At 66.1% G+C, this 20,608-nt stretch carries 21 protein-coding genes; 15 read left to right on the forward strand and 6 right to left on the reverse strand.

Annotated elements, in window-relative coordinates; all coding sequences use genetic code 11:
* Positions 1–8 precede the first annotated feature (8 nt).
* Positions 9–551 (reverse strand): aspartate carbamoyltransferase catalytic subunit, encoded by a 543-nt coding sequence (locus tag VOI21_RS08635; RefSeq protein WP_323769436.1) that lies wholly within the window; start codon positions 549–551, stop codon positions 9–11.
* Entirely contained in the window at positions 548–1,498 is a 951-nt protein-coding gene (locus VOI21_RS08640) for an aspartate carbamoyltransferase catalytic subunit (RefSeq protein WP_323769438.1), read from the reverse strand. The genes VOI21_RS08635 and VOI21_RS08640 overlap by 4 nt, the downstream gene beginning before the upstream one ends.
* A gap of 162 nt (positions 1,499–1,660) precedes the next feature.
* Here VOI21_RS08640 and VOI21_RS08645 point away from each other — a divergent pair, with 162 nt between their 5' ends.
* From VOI21_RS08645 to VOI21_RS08665, 5 genes are all read left to right on the forward strand, one after another.
* The gene (locus tag VOI21_RS08645) at positions 1,661–2,443 is read left to right on the forward strand and encodes a uracil-DNA glycosylase (RefSeq protein ID WP_323769440.1); all 783 of its coding nucleotides are present in this window, start codon (positions 1,661–1,663) and stop codon (positions 2,441–2,443) included.
* Positions 2,440–3,048 carry a LysE family translocator gene (locus VOI21_RS08650; protein WP_323769442.1) on the forward strand — a complete coding sequence of 203 codons (609 nt, stop codon included), beginning with the start codon at positions 2,440–2,442 and terminating at the stop codon, positions 3,046–3,048. The genes VOI21_RS08645 and VOI21_RS08650 overlap by 4 nt, the downstream gene beginning before the upstream one ends.
* A gap of 88 nt (positions 3,049–3,136) precedes the next feature.
* Entirely contained in the window at positions 3,137–3,679 is a 543-nt protein-coding gene (gene moaB, locus VOI21_RS08655) for a molybdenum cofactor biosynthesis protein B (protein WP_323769443.1), read from the forward strand.
* Between the two features lie 82 nt (positions 3,680–3,761).
* Entirely contained in the window at positions 3,762–5,213 is a 1,452-nt protein-coding gene (locus tag VOI21_RS08660; protein WP_323769446.1) for an efflux RND transporter periplasmic adaptor subunit, read from the forward strand.
* Positions 5,214–5,216: 3 nt separating this feature from the next.
* On the forward strand, positions 5,217–8,936 hold the full coding sequence (locus VOI21_RS08665; RefSeq protein WP_323769447.1) for an efflux RND transporter permease subunit: 3,720 nt from the start codon (positions 5,217–5,219) through the stop codon (positions 8,934–8,936).
* A gap of 104 nt (positions 8,937–9,040) precedes the next feature.
* On the opposite strand, the gene VOI21_RS08670 is transcribed toward VOI21_RS08665, so the two are convergent.
* Positions 9,041–9,838, reverse strand: a complete 798-nt coding sequence (locus VOI21_RS08670) for a protein-disulfide reductase DsbD domain-containing protein (protein WP_323769448.1) — start codon at positions 9,836–9,838, stop codon at positions 9,041–9,043.
* A gap of 142 nt (positions 9,839–9,980) precedes the next feature.
* Between VOI21_RS08670 and VOI21_RS08675 the strand changes: the two genes are divergently transcribed.
* Complete coding sequence (locus VOI21_RS08675; protein WP_323769449.1) at positions 9,981–10,562, forward strand: YqgE/AlgH family protein; 582 nt, start codon at positions 9,981–9,983, stop codon at positions 10,560–10,562.
* A 21-nt stretch (positions 10,563–10,583) separates the two neighbouring features.
* On the opposite strand, the gene VOI21_RS08680 is transcribed toward VOI21_RS08675, so the two are convergent.
* A complete protein-coding gene (locus VOI21_RS08680; protein WP_323769450.1) occupies positions 10,584–11,525 on the reverse strand; it encodes an L-threonylcarbamoyladenylate synthase in 942 nt (313 codons plus the stop codon).
* Positions 11,526–11,648: 123 nt separating this feature from the next.
* Between VOI21_RS08680 and VOI21_RS08685 the strand changes: the two genes are divergently transcribed.
* From VOI21_RS08685 to VOI21_RS08700, 4 genes are all read left to right on the forward strand, one after another.
* Positions 11,649–13,349 (forward strand): acyl-CoA dehydrogenase, encoded by a 1,701-nt coding sequence (locus VOI21_RS08685; RefSeq protein ID WP_323769451.1) that lies wholly within the window; start codon positions 11,649–11,651, stop codon positions 13,347–13,349.
* Positions 13,349–14,389: an MBL fold metallo-hydrolase gene (locus tag VOI21_RS08690; protein WP_323769821.1), complete on the forward strand. Its 1,041-nt coding sequence runs from the start codon at positions 13,349–13,351 to the stop codon at positions 14,387–14,389. Before VOI21_RS08685 ends, VOI21_RS08690 begins: the two co-directional genes overlap by 1 nt.
* 147 nt (positions 14,390–14,536) lie before the next feature.
* A complete protein-coding gene (locus VOI21_RS08695) occupies positions 14,537–14,671 on the forward strand; it encodes an aa3-type cytochrome c oxidase subunit IV (protein WP_094033477.1) in 135 nt (44 codons plus the stop codon).
* Between the two features lie 37 nt (positions 14,672–14,708).
* Positions 14,709–15,347, forward strand: coding sequence for a hypothetical protein (locus VOI21_RS08700; protein ID WP_323769453.1), 639 nt, complete (start codon positions 14,709–14,711; stop codon positions 15,345–15,347).
* 6 nt (positions 15,348–15,353) lie between these two features.
* Here the strand turns inward: VOI21_RS08700 and VOI21_RS08705 are convergent, their stop codons facing one another.
* Both VOI21_RS08705 and VOI21_RS08710 read right to left on the reverse strand, forming a co-directional pair.
* The gene (locus VOI21_RS08705; RefSeq protein WP_323769454.1) at positions 15,354–15,671 is read right to left on the reverse strand and encodes an AzlD domain-containing protein; all 318 of its coding nucleotides are present in this window, start codon (positions 15,669–15,671) and stop codon (positions 15,354–15,356) included.
* The gene (locus VOI21_RS08710; RefSeq protein WP_323769455.1) at positions 15,668–16,393 is read right to left on the reverse strand and encodes an AzlC family ABC transporter permease; all 726 of its coding nucleotides are present in this window, start codon (positions 16,391–16,393) and stop codon (positions 15,668–15,670) included. The genes VOI21_RS08705 and VOI21_RS08710 overlap by 4 nt, the downstream gene beginning before the upstream one ends.
* A gap of 47 nt (positions 16,394–16,440) precedes the next feature.
* On the opposite strand from VOI21_RS08710, the gene VOI21_RS08715 reads away from it, so the two are divergent.
* The 5 genes from VOI21_RS08715 to glp are packed head-to-tail and all read left to right on the forward strand — an operon-like array spanning position 16,441 to position 20,579.
* Positions 16,441–17,343, forward strand: a complete 903-nt coding sequence (locus tag VOI21_RS08715) for a formate dehydrogenase accessory sulfurtransferase FdhD (protein WP_323769456.1) — start codon at positions 16,441–16,443, stop codon at positions 17,341–17,343.
* Positions 17,340–17,969, forward strand: coding sequence for a molybdenum cofactor guanylyltransferase MobA (mobA, locus tag VOI21_RS08720; protein ID WP_323769457.1), 630 nt, complete (start codon positions 17,340–17,342; stop codon positions 17,967–17,969). Before VOI21_RS08715 ends, mobA begins: the two co-directional genes overlap by 4 nt.
* Entirely contained in the window at positions 17,966–18,472 is a 507-nt protein-coding gene (gene mobB / locus VOI21_RS08725; RefSeq protein ID WP_323769458.1) for a molybdopterin-guanine dinucleotide biosynthesis protein B, read from the forward strand. Before mobA ends, mobB begins: the two co-directional genes overlap by 4 nt.
* Complete coding sequence (locus tag VOI21_RS08730; RefSeq protein WP_323769459.1) at positions 18,469–19,332, forward strand: molybdopterin guanine dinucleotide synthesis; 864 nt, start codon at positions 18,469–18,471, stop codon at positions 19,330–19,332. Before mobB ends, VOI21_RS08730 begins: the two co-directional genes overlap by 4 nt.
* The gene (gene glp, locus VOI21_RS08735) at positions 19,323–20,579 is read left to right on the forward strand and encodes a gephyrin-like molybdotransferase Glp (RefSeq protein ID WP_323769460.1); all 1,257 of its coding nucleotides are present in this window, start codon (positions 19,323–19,325) and stop codon (positions 20,577–20,579) included. Before VOI21_RS08730 ends, glp begins: the two co-directional genes overlap by 10 nt.
* Positions 20,580–20,608 lie beyond the last annotated feature (29 nt).

Raw genomic sequence — 20,608 nt, forward strand, 5'->3', positions numbered from 1 at the left:
TGCCCCTCTCATACCAGCGCCAGCCAAAGAACAAGGGCCAGTACCAGCGCGATGGCGGCAAGGATCAGCTTGAGCAGGCCCGAATTTCCGCGCGACATGGGGCCCGGGCCACCGCCTGATCCCTGTCCGCGTGCCGATTTCGACGTCACCTTGGGCCCTCTTGAGGCGGGGCGCGCCTCGGCATAGCTGCCGATCAGTTTGAGAGGTGACGAGATGGTCAGGGTCTGGGTGGTTGTGTCAAAGGCCTGCGGCGGCAGGACGATGACATGCCCCTTCAAGGCGTCGATGCGTGTCCGGTCGTCGCCCAACGTGCGGGCCTGCACGTCATAGGCCTCGGACAGATAGCGCGACAGCGGCATTTCCCCGAGATCGCGGATCGACACGACATCGACAAAGGCCTCGCGCAGGCGGACCGCGCCAAGGGCGTATTTCAGCGGCCACTCGCCGGTGCCAGCCATCTGGGTGAACCGTTCGATTGCCTCTGGTGGCAAGTCCAGATGCAGGACACGCAGCGTGACGGTGTCCGATCCGTTGACCTCAACCTGTGTCATACCATTACCTCTGACGGGCGGGCGCGCAGGTTGCGCGCCAGCAGGTCCATCGCTGCCATACGCACGGCGACGCCCATTTCGACCTGATCCTGAATGACAGAACGGTTGATGTCATCCGCCAGCGTGCCGTCGATCTCGACCCCGCGGTTCATCGGGCCGGGGTGCATGACGATGGCGTCTTCCTTGGCGTGTGAGAGTTTCTCGGCGTCCAGCCCGTAGCGGTGGTAATACTCGCGTTCGGAGGGGATGAAGCCGCCGTCCATGCGCTCTTTCTGAAGGCGCAGCATCATCACCACGTCCACGTCTTTCAGCCCTTCGCGCATGTCGTCAAAGACCTCGACCCCGAAGGCGTCGATGCCGGAGGGCATCAGGGTGGACGGACCGATCAGACGGATGCGGTTTTCCATCTTGTGCAGCAGCAGCAGGTTCGACCGCGCCACCCGGCTGTGCGCGATGTCACCGCAGATGGCGATGGACAGCCGGTGCAGCCGTCCCTTGGCACGGCGGATCGTCAGCGCGTCAAGCAGCGCCTGAGTGGGGTGTTCGTGCCGTCCGTCGCCCGCGTTCAGCACCGCGCAGTTCACCTTTTGCGCCAAGAGATCGACCGCGCCGGAATGCGGGTGGCGCACCACCAGCAGGTCGGGGTGCATGGCGTTCAGGGTCATCGCCGTGTCGATCAGCGTCTCGCCCTTTTTGATGCTGGAGGCCTGCATCGACATGTTCATGACGTCCGCGCCCAGCCGCTTGCCCGCCAGTTCGAAACTGGCCTGCGTGCGGGTGGAGTTTTCGAAGAACATGTTGATCTGGGTCAGGCCCGCCAGCGCATTGGCGTGCTTGTCCCGGCGGCGGTTGAAATCGACGTATTGGTCGGAGAGGTCGAGAATCGTGGTGATCTCATCCGGGCGCAGGGGTTCGATCCCCAGCAGGTGACGGTGGTCGAAGCGCATCAGGTCCCCTCGGCGGCGTTTGCCCTTCTTAGGTTTGAGGGACGGTCGGGGCAAGCCTCTGGCGGCGGGGGCCAGAGGGGACCGGCAAAAAGAGGAGTATTTGGACCAAGAAGAAGCCGGGGGCGATTTTCTTTGCCTTGGGTGAAGGATAGGGTGGCGGGCATGGATCAGATGGACTGGCACGCCGCAAAGGCGCTTTTGGACTGGCAGATGGAAATGGGGGTGGACGAGGCAATCCTCGACGCGCCCGTGGACCGGTTTGCCGCCGAGGCGGAGCTGCGCGCCCAGCATGCAGAGCGGGCGCAGTCCAAGGGGCTGGCGCAGGCCCAGCCCGTGCCAAAGGTCGAAGAGGTCGATCCGGTCGCAGAGGCACAGGCCTTGGCGGCGGGCGCAAAGGATCTGGAGGGGCTGCGCGCGGCGCTGGCCGGGTTCGAGCATTGCCAGTTGAAAAGGGGCGCGCGCAATCTGGTGTTCGCCGACGGGACGCGCGATGCGCGGGTCATGTTGGTGGGCGAGGCTCCGGGCCGGGAAGAGGACATGCAGGGCAAACCGTTTGTCGGACAGGCGGGGCAGTTGCTGGACCGGATGCTGGCGGCGGTGGGGCTCAGCCGCTCTGAGTCGGTCTACATCACCAACGTGCTGCCATGGCGGCCGCCGCAGAACCGCGACCCCAAGCCCGAAGAAATCGCCATGCTGATCCCCTTTCTCCAGCGTCATATCGCGCTGGTCGATCCCGATGTGCTGGTGATCATGGGCAACACCTCGGCGCAGGCGCTGCTGGGGCGGCGCGGAATCACCCGGCTGCGCGGTCAGTGGCAGCAGGCGGCGGGCCGCCCGGCGCTGCCGATGCTGCATCCCGCCTATCTGTTGCGGACCCCTCTTGCCAAACGTGAGGCATGGGCAGATTGGTTGGAGCTGAAGGCGAAACTGAGGACACTGGCATGATTGTCGATCCCATTTTGTTGTTGGCGTTTATTCCCGCCGGTTTGGCGCTGAACGTGACCCCCGGCCCGGACATGATGTTCTGCCTCGCGCAGGGTCTGCGGGGTGGGCCGCGCTGCGGCTGGGCGGCCTCTGCGGGGGTTGCAATGGGCGGAATGGTGCATGTCCTGTTGGCGGGGCTGGGGCTGGGCGCGCTGGTGTCGGCGCTGCCGGGGGCCTTCGACGTGATCCGCTGGGGCGGTGCGGCCTATCTGGCGTGGATCGCATGGCGGACGCTGCGCACACCGATCGCGGGCAGTGACGCGCCGGTGATGGTGCCGTCCAAGGCCGCGCGTCAGGGGTTTGTGGTCAATATCACCAACCCCAAGTTCATCTTCTTTGTTCTGGCCTTTGTGCCGCAGTTCATCGACGCCTCGCTGCCGGTGTTGCCGCAGTTTCTGGCCTATGGCGCGCTGATGGCCACGGGCGGGTTGCTGGTGAACGGTCTGGTCGGTCAGTTTTCCGGGCGTTTGCGGCGCAAGCTGGAGGGTGGCAGCAAGACAGAGCGCGCGCTGCGCTATGGCTGCGCCACGCTGTTTGGCGGTCTGGCCGTGCGGCTGGCGATCTGAGCGAGCACCCGTCCGCCTATGAGGGGCCGCTTGACACGGGCCGCGTGCTGCCGACAGTGCGCGGGTGTCCCCGTATCCGAGAGGTCCCATGCCGCGCATCGACGAAACAAAGGAATTCATCCCGGTTCGCATCGCCGTCCTGACGGTGTCGGACACGCGAGGCCTGTCCGAGGACCGCTCGGGCGATACGCTGGTGCAACGGCTCACCGATGCGGGTCATATTCTGGCGGATCGCGCAATCGTGAAGGATGAACGGGCCGAGATCGCCGACCGGCTGCGCGCATGGATTGCCAACCCGGAGGTGGACGTGGTGATCTCGACCGGCGGCACCGGGCTGACGGGCCGCGACGTGACAGTCGAGGCGCACAGGGATGTCTACGAAAAAGAGATCGACGCCTTTGGCACGGTGTTCACGATGGTATCCTACCAGAAGATCGGCACATCGGCGGTACAAAGCCGCGCCACGGGCGGTGTTGCGGGCGGCACCTATTTGTTTGCGCTGCCCGGATCGACCGGTGCCTGCAAGGATGCTTGGGATGAAATTTTACGCTGGCAACTGGATTATCGTCACCTGCCTTGTAACTTTGTCGAGATTTTTCCCAGACTCGACGAACATCAGCGACGGAAGTGATCGGCACTTGCGTATAAGCCGATAGGGTTGGAAAGACCCCCTGCGCCGCTATTTCTGTGGTGTGGTCCGCGGAGTTATAAAGATGCGTTTTCTGCGAAAGAGCCTGACCGGGCTGTTCCTGATGTCACTTACCCTTGGTCTGATGGCCTATGCCGGGATCATGGTGCGCGATGCCGTGCTGGCGCAGATGGCCAAGGAGGCCGTTGTGCCACAGGCGCGCGAACGCGTCTTTGCGGTCAACGTGGTGCCGGTACAGTTGGAAACGGTGGTGCCGGTGCTGACCTCTTTCGGCGAGGTCCAGAGCCGCCGCACACTGGAAATCCGCGCCGCCGCCGCCGGGACCATGGTGGAACTGGACCCGGCCTTTGTCGAAGGCGGACAGGTGACAGAGGGGCAGTTTCTGGGCCGCATCGACCCGGCGGATGCACAGGCCGCACTGGACCGCGCCGAAAGCGACCTGCTGGACGCGCAGGCCGAGGTCCGCGAGGCCGAGCGTGCGCTGGTCATCGCGCAGGACGAACTGGTCGCCGCCGAGGATCAGGTGGTGCTGAGGGAAACCGCGCTGCGCCGACAGCGCGACTTGCTGGACCGCAATGTCGGTACGGCGGCCGCAGTGGAAACAGCGGAACTGTCCCTGTCCAGCGAACGGCAGTCGGTGCTGACCCGTCGGCAGGCGGTGGCCACCGCCGAGGCGCGTATCGATCAGGCTGCAACACGCCTGCGCCGGGGTGAGATCGCCCGCGACGAAGCGCAGCGGCGGCTGGAGGACACGGAGATCCGCGCCGAATTTGCCGGCACTCTGTCGGGCGTGACGGTGGTCTCCGGGCGTTTGGTGTCGACCAATGAGCAACTGGCGCAGCTGGTTGATCCGCAGGCGCTGGAGGTCGCGTTCCGCGTCTCGACCCAGCAATACGCGCGGCTGCTGGACGAGGCGGGGCAATTGCGCGGCGCGCAGGTGACGGTGACGCTGGACTTCTTCGGCACCAACATCTCGGCGCTGGGGCGGATTTCGCGGGAAGGGGCCGCCGTGGGCGAGGGCCAGACCGGTCGGCAGCTGTTTGCCACGCTGGAGGCTCCTCGCGGCTTCAAACCCGGTGATTTTGTCACCGTCAGCATCGAAGAGGCCCCGCTGGACAACGTCGCGCGCCTGCCCGCGACGGCGGTGAACGCCGCTCAAGAGGTGCTGGTGGTGGGCGCGGATGACCGGCTGGAAACGGTGCAGGTCCAGGTGTTGCGGCGGCAGGGCGATGACGTGCTGGTGCGCGCGCGGGATTTTGCGGGCGCAGAGGTCGTGGCACAACGCACGCCGCTTCTGGGCGCAGGCATCAAGGTCAAGCCGCTGCGGCAGGGCGCGGCCCCCGAAGAGGCGGCCATGCTTGAACTGACCGATGAGCGGCGCGCGAAACTCGTGGCCTTTATCGAGGCGAATACCCGGATGCCCGAGGCGGCCAAGACCCGCCTTCTGGCGCAGTTATCGCAAAAACAGGTGCCCGCAGAGATGGTCGAGCGCCTCGAATCCCGTATGGGGGGCTGATTTATGGCGCGCGCACTTCCCAACGCCGCTGGTGGCATCTTTGGTTACTTCGTGCGCCATCCCACGGTGGCCAACCTGTTGCTGGTCATGATGCTGGCCGCCGGGGCCTTTGCCGTTCCCAACATGCGGGCGCAGTTCTTTCCCGATGTGATCGTCGATGAGATCGACGTCAGCGTGTCATGGGACGGGGCCGGGGCAGAGGATGTGGACGCCGCTATCGTGCAGGTGCTGGAACCTGCGCTGCTGTCGGTCGATGGGGTGATCTCATCCACCGCGCTGTCGCGCGAGGGGCGCGCCTCGATCGAGTTGGAGTTTGAACCGGGCTGGGACATCGCCCGCGCCGCCGATGACGTGCAACAGGCGGTCGATGCGATCAACACCCTGCCCGAGGATGCCGACGACCCCAGCGTGCGCCGGGGGGGCTGGCGCGACCGGGTGACGGACCTTGTGATCACCGGCCCGGTGGGCGTCGACCAACTGGCGCGCTTTGCCGATGAGATGATCGTGCGGCTGTTCGCCGAAGGCGTGACCCAGACCACGATCCGCGGCCTTGCCGCGCCGCAGACGGTGATCGAGGTGCCGGTCCAGAACCTGATCGCCCATGACATCACCATGCGAGAGATTTCCGACGCCATCGCCGCCGAGGTACAGGCCGATCCGGCGGGCGACGTAGCAGGTGCAGGCGCGCGTGTGCGGACGGGGATCGAGAAACGCTCTGCCGATGCCATTGCCTCCATCGTGCTGCGGTCCAATCCCGGCGGAACCAACCTGACGGTCGGGGACGTGGCGATTGTCCGGGTCGAAGGCATCGACCGCCAGCGCAGCTATTTTGTTGGCCAGAACCCGGCCATTTCGATCCGGGTCGATCGCTCTGCCGGGGGGGACGCCATCGGCATTCAGAACACGGTTGAAAAGGTCGCCGCCGAACTGACCGCTGCCCTGCCCGAAGGCGTCAAGATCGACCTGATCCGCACCCGGTCAGAGGCGATCACCGGCCGTCTGAACATCCTGATCGACAACGCGGTGACCGGCTTGGCGCTGGTCGTTGCGCTGTTGTTCCTGTTCCTGAACACCCGCACGGCGTTCTGGGTGGCGGCGGGTATCCCCACGGCGCTGCTGTCGGCCATCGCGCTGATGTATGTGGCCGGGCTGACCATCAACATGATCTCGCTTTTTGCGCTGATCATCACGCTGGGCATCGTGGTGGATGACGCCATCGTGGTGGGCGAACACGCCGACCACCTGTCGCGCCACGGAAACAGCCCGTTCGAGGCCGCAGAGGGGGCGGCCCGGCGCATGGCGCTGCCGGTGTTCTCGGCGACGATCACCACCGTGATCGCTTTCTTTGGCCTTGTCGCCATTGGCGGGCGGTTCGGCGAGTTGATTTCGGACATTCCGTTTACCGTGATCGTGGTACTGATGGCCTCGCTGGTGGAATGTTTCCTGATCCTGCCCAACCACATGGCCCATGCGCTGAAACCGCGCGAGCAGAAGGGCACCAGGCTTTGGCGCGCGGCGCTGGGCGTGCTGGGCGTGGCGCTGGTCTGTGTGCTGGTGTTGGCGCTGTTGACGTTGGCGGTGCTGGCGCTGCCGGGTGTTCTGGCCGCCCTGTGGGGCGTCTTTGTCGACGCGCCCGAGGCGCTGACCGCCCTCAGCCAGAGCGCGCTGGACCTGCGCGCCGCTCTTTGGGCCGATCTGCCCCTGGTGCTTGGCGGACTTGCGACGCTGGTTGTCACCGGAATTGTGGTGCGGCTGTTGCTGATGTCGACCACGCGCCGCGCCGCCACACTGCGGACCCTGTCGGACGGTGGCATCGACATGGCCTCGACGCTGGTCAATCGCGGCTTTCGCTGGATGCGAGAGACGCTGTTCCGCCCCTTCATGCGTGGCGTGATCGCTGCGCGCTACGCGGTCTTTGCGCTGCTGACGCTGGCGCTGGCCAGTCAGATCACCGCCTTTATCAGCGGCGATGTGACATGGCGGTTTTTCAACTCGCCAGAGCAGGGGTCCGTCACCGGCAACTTTGCCATGTCCCCCAGCGCCACACGCGCCGACACGCTGGCACAGATGCGCCTGTTTCAGGAGGCGACAGAGGCCCTGGGCCGCGAATACGAAGAGCGTTACGGCACCAACCCGCTGGACTATGTGCTGGCCGAAATCGGCGGCAACGCCGGGCGGTCGCTGCCGGGGGCCGACACCAAGGACCCGGAACAACTGGGTGCCATCTCTATCGAGCTGATCGACGCCGACCTGCGGCCCTATTCGTCGTTTGCCTTCGTGGGCGAGTTGCAGGACCGCGTGACCCGTCATCCGCTGGCGGAGACCATCTCGTTCCGGGGCTGGCGCGGCGGGCCGGGCGGCGATTCGCTGGACGTCCAGTTCTACGGGGCCGGGTCCGAGACGCTGAAAGCCGCCGCCGAGGACCTCAAAGAGGCGGTTCTGCGCTTCCCCGAGGTTTCGGCGGTCGAGGACAACCTGTCCTATGACAAGGACGAGTTGATCCTTGAACTGACGCCGCAGGGGCTGGCGCTGGGCTTTGACATCGACGGGCTGGGGCGCACCCTGCGCAACCGTCTGGGCGGGATCGAGGCAGCCACCTATCCCGACGGTCCGCGCTCTGCCGAGATCCGTGTCGAGCTGCCCGAGGATGAGCTGACCGCCGATTTCATGGAACGGATGCAGTTGCGCACCCCCGGTGGGGCCTATGTGCCGCTGGCGGACATCGTGCGCGTCGACCGCCGCACCGGGTTTTCCACCGTGCGGCGTGAGAACGGACTGCGCGTGGTGTCCGTCACCGGCGATATCTCCGAGGATGACGCCGCCCGCGCCGAGGCGGTCGTCAAGGCACTGCAGGAAGAAATCCTGCCGCAGATCGCCGAAACCCGTCAGGTGGACTACCGCCTTGCCGGGCTGGCCGAGCAGGAGAATGAGTTCCTGACCGATGCGCGCAACGGGCTGATCATGGTGCTGCTGGGGATCTACCTTGTCCTTGCCTGGGTCTTTGCCAGCTGGACACGGCCCTTTGTGGTCATGGCGATTGTGCCCTTTGGTCTGGTCGGCACCATCTACGGCCACGCGCTCTGGGACATTCCGCTGAGCATGTTCACCGTGGTTGGGCTGTTGGGCATGACCGGGATCATCATCAACGATTCCATCGTGCTGGTGACGCAGATCGACGAATACGCCAAGGACCGGGGGCTGATCCCCTCGATCATCGACGGGGCGGCAGACCGCCTGCGGGCGGTGTTCCTGACCACTGCGACAACCGTGCTGGGCCTTGCACCGCTGTTGTACGAATCGTCCTCGCAGGCGCAGTTCCTGAAGCCGACGGTGATCACGCTGGTCTACGGGCTTGGCTTTGGCGTGGTGCTGGTGCTGTTGATCGTGCCCGCGCTGGTGGCGATCCAGCATGATGTGGCGCGGCAGGTGGCGGCGTTGAAGCGCGGGCTGCGGTTCCGGGGCACGGCGGTGCGCGGGGTGCTGGTGACCGGGTCGGTGCTGATGCTGGGCTGGCTGGCGGCGACGCTGGGCTATACCGCGTGGACTGGCGCGCTGTTGCCGGCGCTGGCGGGCTGGATGCCGCAAGGGATGTCGCCGACGCTGGCGGCCTTGGGGCTGTTCCTGCTGGGGGCAATCGTCGTGCCGTTGGTGCTGTACGTACTGGGCGGACTGGTGATTGCCATCCGTCACCTGTCGGGAAAGTCCGAAGAACCCGCCGCCTGACCGACCGACCGACTGCCTGTTCTGCTCCACTGACGATACAGGTGTGGGGTGGCCACGAGGCCCCGGATCAGGTCCGGGGCGTGTTGCGCGAAAAGGCTATCGGATCACCCGGTACAGCCGCGAATGTCCACCGGCATCTTGCCGCCAAGGATGGTGATCCGCAGGCCAGAGCGGTCCAGCGCGAAGGCCCCGCCAGACATATGGGTGACGCGGGTTTCTGCCACCAGTTGTCCGCTTTTCCAGCCGGTTTCCGGGTCGGCGACCCACAGGTTCGGGTCGTCGGCCTCGATCACCGTTTCCTCGCGGCCCGTGCCGCGCGGCATGTCGATGGCCACGCGCAGCCCCATCCCGTCCGCGCGCGGCGTGATCTGGCAGGCCACGTGGGTGACGCCCGCATCCTTGGCCCCAAAGGGCACGTCGGCCATGGCCGCGGCGATCACCGCGTCGGGCTTCTTTTGCTGGGCCGAAAGATCCGCCGAGACACGGATGCGGTGCGGCAGGCAGACCTCCTTGCAGATGCCGATGTCGATCACACCGCCAAGGCGCGCGTCGCGGCCAGAGTTCTTCAGCCGCACCTTCAGCGGCAGGATCACGTCCCCTTTGTAACCGACCGACCGCATACCCGATTGCCAGAACACCTGCGGCGCGGGCCAGTAGACGCCGATCGCCTGCATGTTCTTCGCCCCGCGCCAGTCGAATTGCGGCGGGATGCCGGCGTCGCCGGGGGTGCGCCAATAGGTCTTCCACCCCGGTGCAAGCTTGATGTGCAGGGCGGTCATGTGGTCGCCATTCGGCAGCCGCCAGCCGGGCAGCAACCGCGCCTCGACCACGTTGTCATAGGACTGGGCGGCGCCAAGCGCGGGCAACAGGGCCAGCAGGATCGTCAGGGCAATACGTTTCATGACAATGGGATGTGCCGGGTTTGCGCTGAAATGAAAAGTCACGTTCCGGCGAACACCCCGTCAGGCTGACGAAGATGTGACGCACTTGCCAGTCTGGGCGCGCGCCGTCATGGTGATCGTGTTCACAATCGAGGGGAGGCCAATGGTCGTCGCACAGGGAACCGAATCCACCAATCTGACCGGGCATCTGCTGATCGCCATGCCCGGCATGGGGGATCCGCGGTTCGAACACAGCGTGGTGTTCATCTGCGACCATTCCGACGAGGGCGCCATGGGGCTGATCGTCAACAAGGCCAGCAGCGACGTCGATTTGCCGACGCTTCTGTCGCAGCTCGACATTGAATCGGCCCATGACCTGTCCCGTCGCACCGTACATTTCGGCGGCCCGGTCGAGATGGGGCGCGGCTTTGTCCTGCATACGCCGGACTATCACTCCATCGTGACCACGCTGGAGGTCCGCGAGGACATTCACATGACCGCGACGCTGGATATCCTTGAGGATCTCGCCAAAGGCGAGGGGCCGGAAAAGTGGATGATGATGCTGGGCTATGCGGGCTGGGCAGCGGGCCAACTGGAAAGCGAGATCGCTGACAATGGCTGGCTGGTTTGCGATGCCAGCCCCGAGTTGATCTTTGACCTGCCGGACCCGGAAAAATGGGAGGCCGCGCTGGCCACGCTGGGTGTGGCGGCGCTGGCGCTGAGTTCGGCTGGGGGCCGCGCCTGAGACCTGCGTTCGGCGTTGGGGTCAGCGCTCGGCGGCGGCGCGGCTGAGACGGTCGTTGATCGCCACGCCAAGACCGATATGCGGCACTGGCGTGATGGCGATGGTTCCGGCCCCGGTCGCATCCAGCCGATGCAGGTATTCAAACAGATTGGCCGCCGCCTCGGTCAGGTCCTCGCTTGGTGACAGGTTCAGATCGCAGGCCACCGGGCCAAAGCCCAGCCGGGCCTCACCCGGTTCAAACTCGACCGCGTTCAGACGGACCTTGGCCCGTGGCGCATAGTGTGAGCGGGTCTGGCCGGGCGCGGTGATCCCGTCGGTCTCGCGCCGCCGCGCGATATGGGTGTGCAGGACCGCGCCCAGGGCGTCTTCGGTGATGCCGCCGGGGCGCAACAGCGTGGGCGGAGTGCCGGTCAGGCCGAGGATCGTCGATTCGAGGCCAACAGCACAGGGGCCGCCATCGACCACCGCCTCTATCCTGTCGCCAAGGTCCGCCATCACATGCGCGGCGCGGGTCGGGCTGATCTGACCCGAGCGATTGGCCGAGGGCGCGGCCACCGGCCCGCCAAAGGCGCTGAGCAGGCTGTGCGCCACCGGCGCGGCGGGCATCCGCACCGCCAGACTGTCCAGTCCCGCCGTCACCAGCCGCGACACGCCCGCATCCGCGCGCAGGGGCAGCACCAGCGTCAGCGGGCCGGGCCAAAAGGCATCGGCCAGCGCCTGTGCCGCCTCGGACCAGTGGACCAGCGCCTTGACCTGATCCAGTTCGGCGCAATGCACGATCAGCGGGTTGAACGCGGGCCGCCCCTTGGCCTCGAAGATGCGGGCCACGGCGCGGTCCTGACGGGCATCCGCGCCCAGCCCGTAAACCGTCTCTGTCGGAAAGGCGACCAGCCCGCCGTCGGCCAGAAGGCGGGCGGCGTGGATCAAGTCCTGCGTGCTGGCGCTCAGGCGAAGGGCAGGCATCGCGGCGGTCCTCTCGTGACGCGGCGTTCTGGTTGCGGCGGGGCCGGGGGCGTCTACCCTCACCCTTGTGCTGCGGGCGTGCTACAAGAGCCGCGCCAACTTGCCAAGACGGAGGAGAACCCCATGCCCTATCGTGCGCCAATCGATGCCTATATGCGGCTTTTGCGCGACGTTGTCGGTTACGACCGCGTCGCCGGGACAGAGCGTTTTTCCGAGGCGACGCCCGACATGGTCGCCGCCATCCTCGGCGAGGCCGGAAAGCTGTGCGAAGAGGTGCTGGCCCCCTTGCAGCGGTCTGGCGATCTTGACCCGGCGCGGCTGGAAAACGGCGTGGTGCGCACCTCCAAGGGGTTTGCCGAAGGCTACAGGGCAATGGCCGAGGGCGGCTGGATCGCCACCTCCGCGCCAGAGGAATTCGGCGGCATGGGCCTGCCGCTGACGGTCACGACCTGCGTCAACGACATGGTCGGCGCGGCCTGCCTGTCGCTGCAGTTGAACCCGCTGATGAGCCAAGGCCAGATCGACGCGCTGGAACACCATGCCAGCGATGAGTTGCGCAACCTTTACCTGCCCAAGCTGATCTCTGGCGAATGGGCGGGTACGATGAACCTGACCGAACCGCAGGCCGGATCGGACGTGGGCGCGCTGTCGTCCAAGGCGGTACCCAATGGCGATGGCACATACGCGATCAGCGGGCAAAAGATTTACATCTCGTGGGGCGACAACGACTTTACCGACAATGTCTGCCATCTGGTGCTGGCGCGGCTGCCGGACGGTGTGCCAGGGACCAAGGGCATCAGCCTGTTCCTTGTGCCGAAACTCATCCCCGACGCCGATGGCAATCCCGGCGTGGCCAATGACCTCAAGGTGGTCAGCCTTGAGCACAAGATGGGCCTGCACGGCTCACCGACCTGCGTCATGCAGTATGACGGTGCCAAAGGCTGGCTGGTGGGCGAACCGCATGACGGGATGCGCGCCATGTTCACCATGATGAACAACGCGCGTCTGGGGGTCGGCGTGCAGGGGGTCAGCGTCGCCGAGGGCGCACTGCAACACGCGCTGGCCTATGCGCAAGAGCGCAAGCAGGGCCGCACCCCCGAGGGCACCATCATCGGCCACGCCGACGTGCGCCGGATGCTGGCCACAATGCGGGCCGATACCTTTGCCGCCCGCGCCATTGCCTTGTCGCTGGCGGTGGCCATCGACACGGGCAACGCAACCGGCGATGCGGAATGGAAAGCGCGCGCCGCGCTGCTGACCCCTATCGCCAAGGCATTCGGCACAGAGACGGGCATAAAGGTCGCCGATATGGGCGTTCAGGTCCATGGCGGCATGGGCTTTATCGAGGAAACCGGCGCGGCGCAGTATCTGCGCGACGTCCGGGTGACCGCGATCTACGAGGGCACCAACGGCATTCAGGCAATGGACCTTGTCGGGCGCAAGATGATGGACGGCGGTGAGGCCGCCTTTGCCTTGCTGGACGAAATCGAGGCCGGGGCAGAGGCCGCCCGCGCCAGCCTGCCGGATCTGGCCGAACCCGTCTGGCAAGCGGCCGAATCGCTGCGCGAGACGACAGAGGCGCTGCTGGCCCGCGAAATGCCCGACCGTTTCGGTGGCGCGTTGCCCTACCTGCGCGGCTTTGCCCGCGTGCTGGGAGGACATTTCCACCTGCGCGCCGCGATGGCGGCCCCGGACAGCGCGGATGCGCGGCTGGCTGCCTTCTACATCCTGCGGATGTTGCCGGAACATGCTGGCCTGCTGGCCGAGGCCCGGTCAGACGTCAGCGCGCTTGCCGACATCCTGACAGAGGATCTGGTGGCGTGATGGACGGCGCGCCGCACGCGATCCGCTATCCGTGGGAGACCCCGCCAGAGCCCGGAGAGGCCATTGAAATGGCCGAGGGCGTGCTGTGGATGCGCCTGCCGCTGCCGATGAAACTGGACCATGTAAACGTCTACGCGCTGGACGATGGCGACGGCTGGACCATTGTCGACACCGGCTTTGCCTCCAACACATCACGCCGGATCTGGGGCGACCTGATGGCCGGGCCGCTGGGCGGCAAACCGGTGCGACGGGTTATCGCCACCCACCACCACCCCGATCACATGGGGCTGGCGGGCTGGTTCCAGACCGCGCATGGCGCGGAACTGGTGACAACGCGCACCGCTTGGCTGTTTGCGCGGATGTTGCAACTGGACGCACAGGACCGGCCCACGCCTGAAACGCTGGACTATTGGCGCGGCGCGGGCATGGACCCGGCAATTCTGGCCGAACGCATGGCCGAACGCCCCTTCAACTTTGCCGATTGCGTGGCGCCGATGCCGCTGGGCTTTACCCGCATCAAACAGGGCGATTCCCTGCGCGCGGGGGGGCGGACTTGGGACGTGCATATCGGCAACGGCCACGCGCCCGAACACGCAACCCTGTGGTCACGCGACGATGATCTGGTGCTTGCGGGCGACCAGATCCTGCCCTCGATCAGCTCCAACCTTGGCGTTTACGCGACAGAGCCAGAGGCCGACCCGGTCGGCGACTGGCTGGAAAGCTGTGAGCGGCTGACCGCGCTTGCGCGGCCCGGTCATCTGGTCATGGGCGGCCACAAACTGCCGTTTACCGGGCTCAGCCTGCGCATGGCCCAACTGATCGAAAATCACCACGGCGCGCTGAACCGGCTGCACACACATCTGGCCATGCCGCAGACCGCCGGAGACTGTTTTCCGCCGCTGTTCAAACGTCGGATCGGCTCTGGCGAATACGGGCTGGCACTGGTCGAGTCGATGGCGCATTGCCTGCACCTCTGGCACGAGGGCCGCGCCACGCGGACCCGCCGCGATGACGGGGCGTGGCTGTTTCAGGCCGTCTGACGGCGCGGGGTGCGCAAACTTCGGGCGGCGAAGGTCACAACCGCGTGGGGCGCGACATCCTTGCCACCCCCCGGCGCGTGACAGCCGCGCGGAATTGCGCTAACCCGTTGCGGAACGCAAACAACGGACAGGCCGCGGGGACACATCATGGCTGAGCACAAGCACGGTAGCATGGACATCGAAACGCAGGAAAAGACCTTTGAGGGCTTTATCAATTTCACGATCCGCAGTGTGATCGTGATTCTGGTCCTCGTGATTTTCATGGCGATCTTCAACTCCTGATCTCACGAAACGCCTGATTTGGGCGGGGTGGTATGACATGATGAACAGACGTACAGCGATGATGGCGCTGGGGGCGACGGCTGTTGTCGCGGGCTGCGGCAATGCCTCGGGGCGCAACTCTACCCCCGAAGAGGCGGCGCGCGCTGCCTATCGCCATCCGGGCGCGCCCGAAATCGTGCTTTATACCATGATCAACAACCGCACCGGGTCAGGCGCGCATTCGGCCATGCTGATCAATGCGCCGTCGCAGCGGGTGATCTTTGACCCCGCCGGGACAGCCCGGTTTACCGGCGTGCCTGAAATCGGTGACGTTTTGTACGGCATCACCCCTCAGGCGCGGCGCTTTTTCGAAAGCGCACATGCCCGGTCGACCTATCGGATGCGCATTCTCAGCCGTCCGGTCGACGGCGCAGTGGCCGAACGCGCGCTCAAGATCGCCGAGAGCAAAGGGCCGGTTGGTCCGGCGCTGTGTTCCAACGCGGTCTCGGACGTCATCGGCAAGCTGCCGGGATTTGAATCGGTGCGCGGCATCTGGATGCCGAACAAGCTGGCCGACAGGTTCGCCCGCTTGCCCGGCGTCACCGAAAGCGAACTGCGTGAGGACGATGGCGACGACAAGCAGGCCGCCATCGCCGAGCTTGAGGCGCAAAAGAAGCGCAAGCAGCAGCAGAACTGATCTGTTTCAGAACGGCAGCCAGGCGCCCGCTATCATCACCGCGGCGCCTGCACCCACCGCGCCGTACAGGCTTTTCCAGACATAACCCACAACCAGCGCCGCCGCCGCCGCTGTCAGGCGCAGCGGATCGGTTTCGCCGCCCGTTGCGGTGGGCCAGACCACCAGCGGCGCGACCAGCGCGGGCAGGACCGCGACGGCGGTATAGCGCAGGTGGCGCAACAGCCAGTCCGGCATGGCGCGGTCGCCCACCAGTCCCAGAAACAAAAAGCGCAGCCCGAAAGAGCCGACGCCCATACCGATAATAATGACCCAGAGATCTGTCATGCGCCCGGCCTCCGGTCCGCCTGCATGCCTGCGCGCCGCTCTACCTCTGCCCCGGACATCATGCCCGCCAGCGCGCCCACCATCAGCCCAAGGTTATATGGCAAAAAGGCAAACAACAGCGCCGTCACGGCGGCCACCACGGCGGCGGCCCGATGCGCCCCGGTCCGCAGTCCGGGCGCAAACAACGCGATAAAGGCGATGGGCAGCACAAAATCCAGCCCCATCTCTGACGGCACCGCCTCTCCGACCCAGCCCCCGACAAGGGTGAACAGATACCACGGCGGGCAGATCGGCGTCGCCACCCCCATGAAAAACGCGAACTTCTGCGCCACTGTCTGGTTGGGCCGCTCCTCGAAGTCGATCACAGAGGCGGCATATGTCTGGTCGACAAGGAAATAGGCCACGATCCCCCGTTTCCACAGCGGCAAAGGTCCAAGGTGCGGCGTGATCGACGCGGAATACATCGCCATCCGCAGGTTGACCGCCAGCGCAGAGATCAGCACCACCACCGTCGGCGCGTTCTCGTTCATAAGTTGCACGGCGGTGAACTGCGCCGCGCCCGCAATCACCACAATCGAAAACATCAGTGTCTCGAACAGGCTCAGCCCGGCCTCGGTGGCGATCACGCCGAACAGCATGGCAAAGGGGCCGACGACAAACAGGAAAGGCAGCGCGTTCCGCACGCCCCGCCAATAGCTTGACATCACTTGCTGACCGTCCATGACTACACCCTCAAATTCCCGACCGCCCTACCCAAGGGAGACGCCAGATGCAATCGCCAGCCGACCGGCCAGAGCGCACCGAAACCGACTACCTGATTGCCCCCGATCCGGCCGCGCCGCGCCTGACCCGCGCGGTCACCGGCACCGACCACACCGGGGCCACGGTCACGGTGCGCGTGGTTGAGGAACGCCCCCTGACGATCTTTCTCAACCGGCAGGAAATCGTCACCGCCATGACCATCGGCGACTACCCCGAATATCTGGCGATCGGTTTCCTGCGCAATCAGGGGATGCTGGCGGACAGCGAACAGATCACCGGCGTCGACTATGACGAGGAACTGGAAACCGTGGTCGTGCGCACCGCCTCGCAGACCACCTACGAAGAAAAGATGCAAAAGAAAACCCGCACCTCGGGTTGCGCCGTCGGCACCGTCTTTGGCGACATGATGGAAGGGCTGGAACAGGTCACTCTGCCCGCGACAGAGGTGCGGACCTCATGGCTGTATGCGCTGGCGCAGCGGATCAACACCACCCCGTCGCTGTACCTGGAGGCGGGGGCCATCCACGGCACCGTGCTATGTCAGGGCGACCGCCCGCTGGTCTACATGGAGGATGTCGGGCGGCATAACGCGGTCGACAAGATCGCCGGCTGGATGTTCCGCGAAGGCGTGCCCGCGCATGACAAGATCCTCTACACCACCGGACGGTTGACCTCGGAGATGGTGATCAAGACCGCGCTGATGGGCATTCCGGTGCTGGCGTCGCGCTCTGGCTTTACCGCCTGGGGCGTCGAGATTGCCCAACAGGTCGGCCTGACCTGCATCGGGCGGATGCGCGGCAAGCGGTTCACCTGCCTGTCCGGCGCGGACCGCCTTGTGCGCGACATCGACCCCGACAGCGTCGTCGAGGAAGACCGCAAACACCGCCGCAAAAGCGCGGCCACCGAATGAGACAGCCTGTCGGAGTGATCCTCGCGGGCGGTCTGGCCTCGCGCATGGGCGGCGGCGACAAGGCGCTGCTGCCCTTGGGCGGGCAAAGCCTGCTGGCCCGCGTGATCGACCGGCTGTCGCCGCAGGTGGCGGCGCTGGCCCTGAACGCCAATGGCGACGCGGCGCGCTTCGCGGACTATGGCCTGCCGGTGGTGGCCGATTCCATCGCCGATTACCCCGGCCCGCTGGCTGGGGTTCTGGCCGGGCTGGACTGGGCGGCAGAGCAGGGGGCCGATACCGTGGTCAGCGTCGCGGCCGATACGCCCTTTTTCCCCTGTGATCTGGTGCCGCGCCTGCTGCTCGCGTCTGAGGGGCAGGCCCATCCGCTGGTTCTGGCCGCCACCAAGGGCGACGCCCAGACCCGCAGCAAGTCGCGCTCTGGCCTGATCCGCCATCCCACTTTTGGCCTCTGGCCGGTGGCCCTGCGCGACGATCTGCGCGCTGCTCTGGCGGGTGGGCTGAAAAAGGTCGTGCTCTGGACCGAACAGCATGGCGGACGTGAGGCGCTCTTTCCCGCGACCCCGTTTGATCCATTTTTCAACGTGAACACGCCAGAGGACCTGGCACAGGCGGAGGCGCTGCTATGAGGCTGTATGGCGTGACGGGCTGGAAAAACGCGGGCAAAACCGGCCTGATGGAACGCTTGGTGACCGAAATCACCGGGCGCGGCCTGACCGTCAGCACCGTCAAGCACGCGCATCACAGCTTTGACGTCGATCACCCCGGCAAGGACAGCTATCGCCACCGGCAGGCAGGCGCGTCCGAGGTCGTTCTGGCCTCGCGCAACCGCGTGGCGCATATGGTCGAACTGCGCGGCGCAGAGGAACCGACGCTGGACTCGCTGCTGGCGCGGCTGGCCCCCGTCGATCTGGTGCTGGTTGAGGGCTACAAACGCGACCGCCACCCCAAGGTAGAGGCGCACAGGGCCGAGACCGGCAATACGCTGATCGCGCCGGATGATCCGACGATCCGCGCGGTGGCTTCGGACGTGCCGCTGGATCTGGACCGCCCGGTGTTCGATCTGAACGACACCGTTGCCATTGCCGATTTCATACTGTCGGAGGTCGGTCTGGCAAAGGCGGCGGAATGAGAGGCTTTGACCGCTTTCTCATGGTCGACTGGTCGGGCGGCAATGACGCCGGGGCCCGCCCGCGCAAAGACGCCATCTGGATCGGGGAAAGCGGGCCTCAGGGCGATGCCACGCCGCTCTACCAGCGCAACCGCACCGTCGCAGAAGAGACCTTGGCAACACGTATTGAGGCGGCGCTGACAGCAGGAGAGCGGCTGTGCATCGGGTTCGACTTTCCCTTTGGCTATCCGGCGGGTTTCGCCGCCGCACTGACCGGCCACGCTGATCCCTTTGCTGTCTGGGGCTGGCTGGCCGCGCGGATCGCGGACGCGCCTCGGGAGAATAACCGCTTTGATGTGGCCGCCGGTATCAACCTGCACCTGACACAGGGGCAGGGGCCATTCTGGGGCAACGGCCTGAGGCGCGACATCGCGGGCCTGCCACGCACCAAAGCAGGCTATCGCAATCCGTTTCCCGACCGCCGGGTGATCGAAACCCGTGCCAAGGGGGCCTTTACCTGCTGGCAACTGTCGGGCGCGGGCGCGGTCGGATCACAGGTGCTGATGGGCCTGCCGGTGCTGGAGCGTTTGCGGCAACGCTTCGCAGACCAAGTGGCTGTCTGGCCGTTTGAACCGCTGGACCGCCCCATCGCCTTTGTCGAGATTTGGCCGTCGCTGATCAATGATACCGTAAGGGCGGCGACCGGCGAGGGTGATATTCGCGACGCCGTGCAGGTGCGGTTGGTCGCGCGTGCGCTGGGCGGACTTGCGCCCGACCGTCTGGAGGCCATGCTACAGGTCGACGCCCCCGAAGAGGGCTGGATACTCGGCCACGGCTTTGAACAGGAATTGCTGCAACGTGAGGGCGCGCCATGTCCCTGAAACCACCGCCCCTGAACAACGATTGTTTCGCCCTGCCGCCGGGGGTCAACTGGACCCCGGTGGATGAGGCGCTGGCGCTGTTGCGGACCCGCCTGCACCCGGTTGTGGCGCGCGAATCCGTGCCACTGATGCAGGCCTCGGGCCGCGTGCTGGCCGAAGACCTGAGCGCGCGGCGCGCCAACCCGCCGCTGCCCAATACGGCTGTGGACGGCTACGGCTTTGCCGCCGACTCCATTGCGGGTCAGGCTGAAATCACCCTGCCGCTGGTGGCGGGCCGCGCCGCCGCTGGCCTTGCCTACCCCGGCGAGGTTCCTCCCGGCTATGCCATCCGAATGCTCACCGGCGCCACCCTGCCGCAGGGCGTCGATACGGTTGTGCTGGACGAGGACTGCGCCACCGATGAGGGCCAGGTGGCCTTTCGCGGTCCGGTCAAACCCGGCGCCAACACCCGCCGCGCGGGTGAGGATGTGACCGCAGGTGCGCCGATCCTGCCCCGGGGTCGCGTCCTGACACCCGCCGACCTCGCGCTGGCCGCCGCCACCGGCCTGTCCGACCTGCCGGTGCACGCCCCCTTGCGTGTTGGCGTGCTGTCCACCGGCGATGAGGTCGTGCCCGCCGGCAGTCCCGCCGCCCCGGGCCAGATCTTTGACGCCAACCGGCCCATGTTGCTCAGCCTGATCGCGCGGTTCGGCCATGTCCCGGTCGATCTCGGCCACGTCCCCGACAACCGCACCACCCTGCGCGCGCGGTTGGACAGCGCCGATGCGGACGCGATCCTGACCTCCGGCGGGGCCTCGGCGGGGGATGAGGATCACGTCTCGGCGCTTCTGCGCGAAAGCGGCGCGCTGAACGCGTGGCGCATCGCGCTGAAACCGGGCCGCCCGCTGGCGCTGGGCATGTGGCACGGCAAGCCGGTGTTCGGCCTGCCCGGCAACCCGGTCGCGGCCTTTGTCTGCGCGCTGGTCTTTGCCCGCCCCGCCCTGAGCCTGCTGGCCGGGGCCGACTGGTCCAAGCCCGATGGCTTTGACGTGCCCGCCGGTTTTGCCAAAAACAAGAAACCGGGCCGCCGCGAGTACCTGCGCGCGCGCATCCGCGAAGGCCGCGCCGAGGTGTTCAAATCCGAAGGCTCAGGGCGCATCTCGGGCCTCAGCTGGGCCGAAGGACTGGTCGAACTGCCCGACGGTGCGGCAAACATCACCCCAGGCACACCTGTACGGTATATTCCATTCGGCAGCTTTGGCATCTGATGACCCGCGATCGGGGGCGTCATGCCGGA

It is taken from the genome of Antarctobacter sp. (assembly GCF_034670325.1).
Lineage (GTDB): Bacteria > Pseudomonadota > Alphaproteobacteria > Rhodobacterales > Rhodobacteraceae > Antarctobacter.

Excerpts from the sequence above, each read along its gene's own strand:
- VOI21_RS08635 (WP_323769436.1), bottom strand. The coding sequence starts at position 551 with ATGACACAGGTTGAGGTCAACGGATCGGACACCGTCACGCTGCGTGTC.
- VOI21_RS08640 (WP_323769438.1), bottom strand. The coding sequence starts at position 1,498 with ATGCGCTTCGACCACCGTCACCTGCTGGGGATCGAACCCCTGCGCCCG.
- VOI21_RS08645 (WP_323769440.1), top strand. The coding sequence starts at position 1,661 with ATGGATCAGATGGACTGGCACGCCGCAAAGGCGCTTTTGGACTGGCAG.
- VOI21_RS08650 (WP_323769442.1), top strand. The coding sequence starts at position 2,440 with ATGATTGTCGATCCCATTTTGTTGTTGGCGTTTATTCCCGCCGGTTTG.
- moaB (WP_323769443.1), top strand. The coding sequence starts at position 3,137 with ATGCCGCGCATCGACGAAACAAAGGAATTCATCCCGGTTCGCATCGCC.
- VOI21_RS08660 (WP_323769446.1), top strand. The coding sequence starts at position 3,762 with ATGCGTTTTCTGCGAAAGAGCCTGACCGGGCTGTTCCTGATGTCACTT.
- VOI21_RS08665 (WP_323769447.1), top strand. The coding sequence starts at position 5,217 with ATGGCGCGCGCACTTCCCAACGCCGCTGGTGGCATCTTTGGTTACTTC.
- VOI21_RS08670 (WP_323769448.1), bottom strand. The coding sequence starts at position 9,838 with ATGAAACGTATTGCCCTGACGATCCTGCTGGCCCTGTTGCCCGCGCTT.
- VOI21_RS08675 (WP_323769449.1), top strand. The coding sequence starts at position 9,981 with ATGGTCGTCGCACAGGGAACCGAATCCACCAATCTGACCGGGCATCTG.
- VOI21_RS08680 (WP_323769450.1), bottom strand. The coding sequence starts at position 11,525 with ATGCCTGCCCTTCGCCTGAGCGCCAGCACGCAGGACTTGATCCACGCC.
- VOI21_RS08685 (WP_323769451.1), top strand. The coding sequence starts at position 11,649 with ATGCCCTATCGTGCGCCAATCGATGCCTATATGCGGCTTTTGCGCGAC.
- VOI21_RS08690 (WP_323769821.1), top strand. The coding sequence starts at position 13,349 with ATGGACGGCGCGCCGCACGCGATCCGCTATCCGTGGGAGACCCCGCCA.
- VOI21_RS08695 (WP_094033477.1), top strand. The coding sequence starts at position 14,537 with ATGGCTGAGCACAAGCACGGTAGCATGGACATCGAAACGCAGGAAAAG.
- VOI21_RS08700 (WP_323769453.1), top strand. The coding sequence starts at position 14,709 with ATGATGAACAGACGTACAGCGATGATGGCGCTGGGGGCGACGGCTGTT.
- VOI21_RS08705 (WP_323769454.1), bottom strand. The coding sequence starts at position 15,671 with ATGACAGATCTCTGGGTCATTATTATCGGTATGGGCGTCGGCTCTTTC.
- VOI21_RS08710 (WP_323769455.1), bottom strand. The coding sequence starts at position 16,393 with ATGGACGGTCAGCAAGTGATGTCAAGCTATTGGCGGGGCGTGCGGAAC.
- VOI21_RS08715 (WP_323769456.1), top strand. The coding sequence starts at position 16,441 with ATGCAATCGCCAGCCGACCGGCCAGAGCGCACCGAAACCGACTACCTG.
- mobA (WP_323769457.1), top strand. The coding sequence starts at position 17,340 with ATGAGACAGCCTGTCGGAGTGATCCTCGCGGGCGGTCTGGCCTCGCGC.
- mobB (WP_323769458.1), top strand. The coding sequence starts at position 17,966 with ATGAGGCTGTATGGCGTGACGGGCTGGAAAAACGCGGGCAAAACCGGC.
- VOI21_RS08730 (WP_323769459.1), top strand. The coding sequence starts at position 18,469 with ATGAGAGGCTTTGACCGCTTTCTCATGGTCGACTGGTCGGGCGGCAAT.
- glp (WP_323769460.1), top strand. The coding sequence starts at position 19,323 with ATGTCCCTGAAACCACCGCCCCTGAACAACGATTGTTTCGCCCTGCCG.